Below are 7,557 nucleotides of genomic sequence, written 5' to 3'. Positions count from 1 at the left end.
AAATGTTCATTGTTTTTCCCGAATACTTGGAATTGCTTGATTACCAGCGGTGAGCAATAAAACAACGGCTTTGGAAATGACATTCCGAATGGTTCTAAAACGCCTAAGTCATCAAAAATATGCATAGGGAACTGATGTAAGGGAATTGTACTAATATATTTTAATTTTGGAGTTAGTGGCGGTTCGTCTAAGGCTGCTAGTTGAATCGCTTCTTTAAAAGCATGGATATGGTCGAAATCGAGTGGCATCGAAAAACCAGCAGCGGCTCGATGACCACCGTATTTGGTTAAGAAGTGGGAGCACTTCTTAATCACATTAATGATGGAAAAATCAGTCGTGTTTACACTTCTGGCAGAACCGGCTCCTGTCAAGGAAATAACAATGGCTGGCTTTTTGAATTTATTTGCTATTTTTGCGGCAATGAGACCAATAATTCCGCTGTGAAAATCATCGCAAACAACAATAACATTTTGTTTGTACCATTGGTTTTGAATAATTTGTTCCTCAATACGTTGGAATTGTTCTTTTGTCATTTGTTGCCGCTTTTTATTTAAAGTAATTAATGCGTAAAGATCTGCTTTTGTACATAAAGGGTTGACTAGGATATCGACAGCTTCGTTTGGATCTCCAATTCGTCCCGACGAGTTAAAAATTGGTCCAATTTGAAAGCTAATGGTGGAACTATCGACATATTTAATTCGTAACATTTCAAAGAGTTTTTTTAATACAGGGGTTGGTGTATAGTTCATTTTCTGCAATCCAAGTTTACAAATAATACGATTTTCTCCTTTGAGAGGCATTAGATCCGCAATCGTACCTAATGTCGCAAACTCAATAAATTCGTAAACATGTTTATCCCATGGAATTTTTCCTGCCATAAATAGTGCCTGTACGACTTTTAAAGCGACTCCCGCACCGGATAGATGCGGAAACGGATAAGTGTTGTCATGTCGTTTCGGATTAATAAACGCATAACAGTCGGGATGCGGACCTAAAACTTCGTGATGATCCGTAACAATGACATCCATTCCTCTTCTTTGTGCTACTTCCATGGCAGGGTGGGCGCTTGATCCATTGTCTACTGTAATAATTAAAGAGACATCTTCCGGAACTTTTTCTATTGCTTTTGGTGACAAACCGTACCCTTCATTGCGAAGCGGCAATCGATAATGGACATCTGCTTTAAATTTCTTTAAAGCTTTGTACAGGATAGCCGTTGCTGTCATTCCATCTACATCATAATCACCATAAATCAGAATTTTTTCTTTTTGTATCAAAGCTTTAATAATGCGTATAATCGCTTTTTTCATGTCATTCATAAGAAATGGATCATGAAAATCATCTATAGTCGGAAATAAGAATCGTGATACTTTTTCGCAATTGTCGATTCCGTGAATAAACAAGTGGTGCATCAGTACAGGTTCGATATCAAACTGTCTTGCCATATAGGTGATTAAAGCTTTATTTGGATGTTTTTCTAGTGGTGTATCAAACGGTACCCAATCCATACTTACCGTCCTCTCGTGAGTTGTAAAACCAAGCATATTTTTTAGCTTGAAAAACGTTTAATGTTTGAAAAAATCGGTCGGATGGGATGTTTTTTGTTCCGTAGTATTCTTGGTAAAAGCGCAAAAGGTACTCTGGAGGACGGTTATATGTTAAATACTCTCTGTAAAGATCGATTGGTATTGGGAATGCGTTTTCGTATTCAATTCCTCCTTTTGACAACACAAAATACAACTCAAATGGCGTGTCGATTTCAAGCGAACTCATTACTTCTTTATAAAAAATGACACCCGAATTTTTGTAAGAGATCAGTTCTTTTTTTAGATGAAGCAGATTCTGAAATTGATTAGTATCGAGCAATTGGCGTAAGGTGATCGGTTTCATGCTGTCAACTCCATTTACTGAATGTTTAATACGATTTCAATGTCTTTTTCATCAAGTAAAATCACTTTTTCAACAATCGTTTTAATGAATGATTTTGCTTCCGGGACTGGTAAAACATCGATTGCATCGATCACATTGTTTATTTTTTCTTTCACCATTGCCTCAAGCTTTTTTACATCCACCGAAGAAGCATTTTCCGCTTTTTGAGCTTCTGCAATGATTTGTTCCATCCGCTTTTTTTCTTCATTTAAATCCTCTAATTCAATGAGTCCTGCCGTGTATGCTTCCACTTTTCGTTTATAACGGTTTTTGGCGGCTCGAATTTTTTGCTCGATTGTGCTCTCTTCGTTTTCAGCAGCCCTTTGAATAAGATGAGGAATCATTTGGGTGTTAATCGAATCGGCTAACTTTAATAACCCATGTTTAAACCATGACTCCACATCGTCAGCGCGGTACTGTTTGCTTGTACACGTTCCTTTGTTTTTGTTAGCGGAACAACGATAAACACGATAGCGATTTTTCGGTGAACCTGACCAACCAATGCTCATTCCTGAACCACATCTGCCGCATTTTAATAGTCCACCAAGCAAATGGGGACTTGTTTGTGCTCGAGGTGCCATTTGTTTTTTATTTACTCTTTTTTGTACTTGTTCCCATGTAACTTGATCAATAATAGCTGGACAAGCGTCTTCAACGACAACCCAATCGGCATCATCTTTTTTTACCCGCTTCGATTTACTGGAGTCGATACGGTTCCAAACCAGAGTTCCTTTATATACGGGATTGGTAAGCATTCGTTTAATAGCACGAATCGACCATTCCTTTTTTTGACGAGAAGCTATTCCTTCTTCATTTAGCTTTTTAGCAATCGCATAGTAGCCGAGCCCTTTATTTAGATACCAATCATAAACGTTTCGAACGATTTGTGCTTCTGGTTCATAAATAACTAATTCTTTATTTACATCTAATCTGTAACCGTAAGGGCTTTGTGTTAACCATTTTCCTTGTCTGGCTGCGTGCAGCATGTTTTCAAAAACACGTTCCCGAATTCGTTCCCGTTCAAACTCGGCAACCGCACCTAGGACTTGGAGTGTAAGACGTCCGGACGGAGTATTGGTGTCAAACGATTCGCTAATCGAAATAAATGAAACGTTATATTCTTGGAACGTATCAATTAATTTCAAAAGATCCAATAATCGCCTGCTCAAACGGTCCAATTTCGTGACTAATATTTTTGAAATCGTACCTTTTTTTACTTCCTGTAATAAACGGTTTAACTCCGGACGATCAAGATTTTTAGCAGAATAACCGTCATCTATAAAAAGTAGTGGTTCCTCATTCCAACCCATTGCCCGGCAGTAAGCTTTTAACCGTTCTTGTTGTTCATCGAGCGAAACCCCTTCCCGAGCTTGTTCGTCCGTAGAAACGCGGCAATATAAAGCAATCGATCTTTCTTGAAAAGTGTCTTTCATACAGATTGCCTCCAACTCTGTTTGTCCATATCCCATATATATGTTTGGATGAAGCAAACAATGAGTTTGAACGATTAACAGGGTTGTCCTATCCCATTCTTCGCATATGTATGAGCAAAGGGGGAATACCGATGGAAGATGTGAAAGTCCGCTTCTCCGTAAATAGCAGTTTAGGAAAATTTTCATTTGACGACATCCACGATCTTCATAGCCACCCTGTTGCTCAAATGATCCAAGAAAAAATGGTTGCATGGGAACAGAAGTTTAAGGGAAGCGCAATTCATCACTTATTGCATAAAGAAATCGGTCAGGAACAAGCAAAACAGATTCAAGTTGCCTTCCAACAAAAAGAGAGCCAACCGGTCGATGGTTAGGCTCTCCTTTTTTGTTAATTTTATTCATTATTATGAACAGATGTTTATTATTATGAATAAAATTACCAAAATTTGTTCATCATAAAATTAGCGAGTGGAGTTTTCATTCAAAAACAAATGAACTCCTCGCTCCAGTGTGGAAAGGAGGTAATCAGCGACTTCAGGGTGCTTTTGTTCCAATTCCTTTAGTTGTTTCATGACATGCTGGATCCGAATATCGAATTCGCTATCACTGGAATGTGTTGTTTCAACAGGAAGGAGTGAGAGTTCTTCTTGAAGTTTTTCGAGAAGTGAAAGCTGAATGGTATCTGTTTTACCCGTTTCTAAATTGCTGAGATAAGCGGGAGAAACATTTAACCGTTCAGCGAAAGCATTTAAACTGATTCCTTTTTGTTTTCTTAGCACACGAATTCGTTCTCCTATATGTTGCAACATATTCGAATTCCTCCATAAAAATGGCTAGACGCATGTATTTTCAAAGAAATACAGGTTTGGTTAGAAACAAAGGCTTTATTGTATTTCAACATTCATCTAAAAAAATCCTGTTTGTAAGCTTAAGTTTTAGAAAAACATCATAAATTTTTTGAGGAGAGATAGAAATGAAAAGAAAAATCCCAAAAGTAACTTGCCAAGTCGTTTCTATTCAATATGTTCATGATCCAGAGGCAGCTGAAAAGTGGTTTGACTTGTACACAGATATTATTTTGAAGCAAATACAGAACAGGCAAGAAACGAAAAGGGACTCGGAGGTGTTGGATGATTGAAAACGGTTGCTTACTACCGCAACTCGATTAGCAAAGAAAAGCAGAAGTTATCCATTGAAATGCAAATGCAGCATGTGCATGAGGTAGCAGCAAAAAACCGTTTATTGATCGATGATGAGTTTATGGATCGAGAAACGTCCGCCAGAAAAAAGAAAATGGAAGAGAGAAAGGGCATGGCGCAGCTAATCGAGGAAATAAAAAAGGGGCGCGTAAAAAATTTAATTGTGTACAGCCGTTGCCGCTTGGCACGAAATGTACAACAGTATATGAGTTTATATGATTTACTAAGGCAGCATAAGGTAAATGTCATTTTCGCAGCGGACTTTGAATTTCCTATGATGTATACGGCGGAGGCTGAATTAATTGAACGGATTGTCGCCGCCATGAACCAGGAAGATGCTGAAAAATTGGTTCAAAAATTGCAAGATTCTAAAGTAACTGTAGCAAGAGAAGGAAAACATGCTGGGGGACGTATTCCATTTGGGTATCGATCACCCCGAGAGGATCTTGAAGAGGATAAGGAGGAGTCTGATTGGATTTTAGTTGAAGAGGAAGTAAAGACAATCCAAAACGTTTATGATTTATTTTTGCAAAAAGATTTTAGCTCCCTCACAAAATTTGTAGAGATAGTAAACGAATTGGGACTGCGCTTTAAAGATAATAAGGAATGGAACTATTCTAATATGCAAAACGTTCTTACAAACCCTATTTACAAAGGAAAAAGAATATCTCACATAAAGGGAGAAGAAATTGAAAAAGATGTGCCGCATCTTAAGATTGTCGATGAAACAGTATGGGAAAACGTTCAAAAGAAAATGAGTAAGGTTGTAAAGAGACGCAAAAAATCAAAAGAAAATCAAAATGAAAACCATGTATTTTTATTAAAAGAGCTTGTTTATTGTGATGAATGTAATCAAGTAATGCATGGCAAGCCACATCAATTAAAGGGTAAAACGTTTTTAGTGTATAAATGTAAAAAACATTCCAAAGTGCGAGCATCAAAAGATTGGTTAGAAAACACAGTTATTGAACATGCGAATGAGTTCTTTAACCAAATTATTCATACGCAATTTGCGGAGGTTATTGAGAAAATATACAAGGGAGAAACGAAGGGATATATCGAAGCCATTAAGCAAATTGACCGTGAACTGAAACAGTTAGAGGAAAGTATGGTACAGAGAGTGGAGCATGCTCTGGCAAAGGAAGAAGAACTTCAATTAAACAAGTCGATGTTACAGATGTTAAAGAAATATGAACAAAGCTTGTTTGTTAAATCCGAATTAGAATCCAGGATTTTCGAAATGAACGAAAAGTTTAAGACGATACATGATTGGAAACAGGAATCATCGTTGAAAATGATTGATCCGGACATGGAAGACGATCAAAAAATAGAATTGCTGCAGGACATTATCTCTCGTGTTCGGGTCAGTAAAGAGAAAATTGAAATTATTTTCCGTCATCCATTATTTACAGGATTGGAGGGAAGGGAAGAAATTGGACTTATCTAAGATTTTGACACCCGGCATGAAGGGGGTTTTTTATGGTCGGCATTCCACGCATAAGCAGACAATGGAAACACAGCGTCGTAGCGCCTATGATTTAGCCGAAAAATATCAGTGTACAATTGTGGAGGAAATTCTGGACGAGGGAGTGTCTTCACGAAAAAAAGATCGTGAAGGATATAAGCGATTGATTGCTGCAGCTTATGAAAAGAAATTTGACTTCGTTATTATCTACTCACATTCCCGTATTGCACGCATACCTGAAGAACATGATCTGATACGCGCAACGATGCATATATTAGATATCCCAATCATCGAAAGTGAAACAGAAAGTTTATATGATTTTGGCGACACTATTTTTAGAGCGATTAAAGATGGAATAGCCAAATATGAGCTGGATAAAATCCGGATCAATACAAAAAATGCAATTGAAACGTTGGCGAAAAATGGACGATGGACAGGTGGCAGGGCTCCGTTTGGGTATCAGTATACTTCCAAAAAGGAAGGAGGAACTGAAAAGTTTGATATAGTGGAAGCTGAAATAGAATTGGTGAAAAAAGTGTTTGAGTTATATAAAAATCATCATGGTTTTTCATCTATTGCCAGACAGCTTCCTGAAAACAGTTATCGTGGAAAAGCATGGACTAAGGACCGTGTAAAAAACATCATTACGAATCCCTTTTATGCAGGTTATATCGCGATCAGAAGAAAGCACGAAAAGAAACACAATGCGTTAAAAGACAGAAGTGAGTGGATAATGAAAAAAAGTCCACTTATTCCGGCGGTTTTAACGATTGAAGAATGGGAGTATTGCTGGAATCTATACAAAACAAAGAACGAGAGAAAAATTCCACCGAAACACTTTAAAACCTCTTTTCTGTTAACAGGTTTGTTAAAGTGCCAAAATTGCAATGGGGATTTAATTGGAAAAGATCAGCGAACGACGAGTAACCAGGGAAAAGTATATGGAAAGAAAGTGTATTTATGCAAATCATGCAATTATAAAATCGATGCAGACGACGCACATCAAACGGTATTAAAAGTATTCAGAAGTTATCAAGGTGTAGATACAGAGAAACTGATCTCGGCTGTTCAGGAAAAAGTGGAAACAGAAATTAGCAACATCAAGAAAAGTATTGAGGATTTAAAAGTGTCATGGCAAACAGAAAAACGAAAACTCCAGCTTTGCGATATTGAAATTGAAAAAGCCTTTAAAAGGAAGGAAGAAAAGGAACCTCACATCAAAATATTGATCATTACAAAAGATCGAATCCTAAACAAAGTTCATCAAATTGAACGTTGGATTGAGGAAAAAGAGGCAAAAATAAAATTCTTAGAAGAGGTTCAAAAAAATGAAAATTTAATTAGAGATCATTTAAAACAATTTCAGGCTCCTGTCTCTAGCTGCAATGAAGATATGCGAGCGTTGTTCCTGTATTTATTTGAAGAAATTATGGTTAATAAAAAAGGACATTTGCAATGTAAACTACGTTTCAATTTAGATGATAAATGATACAAAAATCTCCTCATTTGCAGGAGATTTTTTTATTTATGT

Annotated in this window: 8 protein-coding genes; 4 read left to right on the top strand and 4 right to left on the bottom strand. The window is 37.1% G+C overall.

From position 1 onward, the window contains the following. The 3 genes from recJ to GZ1_RS16925 all read right to left on the bottom strand — a co-directional run. Positions 1 to 1,508, bottom strand: a 1,508-nt coding sequence (gene recJ, locus GZ1_RS16935; RefSeq protein WP_060788956.1) for a single-stranded-DNA-specific exonuclease RecJ, incomplete at its 3' end; no start/stop codon positions are given. After that, positions 1,489 to 1,890, bottom strand: a complete 402-nt coding sequence (locus GZ1_RS16930; RefSeq protein WP_025038997.1) for a hypothetical protein — start codon at positions 1,888 to 1,890, stop codon at positions 1,489 to 1,491. The genes recJ and GZ1_RS16930, both read right to left, overlap by 20 nt. 14 nt (positions 1,891 to 1,904) lie before the next feature. Beyond that, positions 1,905 to 3,362: a recombinase family protein gene (locus tag GZ1_RS16925; RefSeq protein ID WP_060788955.1), complete on the bottom strand. Its 1,458-nt coding sequence runs from the start codon at positions 3,360 to 3,362 to the stop codon at positions 1,905 to 1,907. 131 nt (positions 3,363 to 3,493) lie between these two features. Here GZ1_RS16925 and GZ1_RS16920 point away from each other — a divergent pair, with 131 nt between their 5' ends. Next, on the top strand, positions 3,494 to 3,736 hold the full coding sequence (locus GZ1_RS16920; RefSeq protein ID WP_025038995.1) for a hypothetical protein: 243 nt from the start codon (positions 3,494 to 3,496) through the stop codon (positions 3,734 to 3,736). A gap of 87 nt (positions 3,737 to 3,823) precedes the next feature. Here GZ1_RS16920 and GZ1_RS16915 read toward each other — a convergent pair whose 3' ends face one another. Then, positions 3,824 to 4,171, bottom strand: a complete 348-nt coding sequence (locus GZ1_RS16915; RefSeq protein ID WP_011230101.1) for a helix-turn-helix domain-containing protein — start codon at positions 4,169 to 4,171, stop codon at positions 3,824 to 3,826. A 164-nt stretch (positions 4,172 to 4,335) separates the two neighbouring features. On the opposite strand from GZ1_RS16915, the gene GZ1_RS19345 reads away from it, so the two are divergent. From GZ1_RS19345 to GZ1_RS16905, 3 genes are read left to right on the top strand one after another with little or no spacing between them, the layout of a single operon-like run. Then, positions 4,336 to 4,500 carry a hypothetical protein gene (locus GZ1_RS19345; protein ID WP_011230102.1) on the top strand — a complete coding sequence of 55 codons (165 nt, stop codon included), beginning with the start codon at positions 4,336 to 4,338 and terminating at the stop codon, positions 4,498 to 4,500. Continuing rightward, positions 4,497 to 6,008 carry a recombinase family protein gene (locus GZ1_RS16910; protein WP_011230103.1) on the top strand — a complete coding sequence of 504 codons (1,512 nt, stop codon included), beginning with the start codon at positions 4,497 to 4,499 and terminating at the stop codon, positions 6,006 to 6,008. Before GZ1_RS19345 ends, GZ1_RS16910 begins: the two co-directional genes overlap by 4 nt. Then, on the top strand, positions 5,995 to 7,515 hold the full coding sequence (locus GZ1_RS16905) for a recombinase family protein (RefSeq protein ID WP_025038994.1): 1,521 nt from the start codon (positions 5,995 to 5,997) through the stop codon (positions 7,513 to 7,515). The genes GZ1_RS16910 and GZ1_RS16905 overlap by 14 nt, the downstream gene beginning before the upstream one ends. Positions 7,516 to 7,557 lie beyond the last annotated feature (42 nt).

The organism is Geobacillus zalihae NBRC 101842, from assembly GCF_001544135.1.
Classification (GTDB): Bacteria; Bacillota; Bacilli; order Bacillales; family Anoxybacillaceae; genus Geobacillus; species Geobacillus zalihae.
The sequence above is the reverse complement of the archived record's forward strand: the minus strand, read 5'-3'. Positions and strand labels throughout refer to the sequence as shown.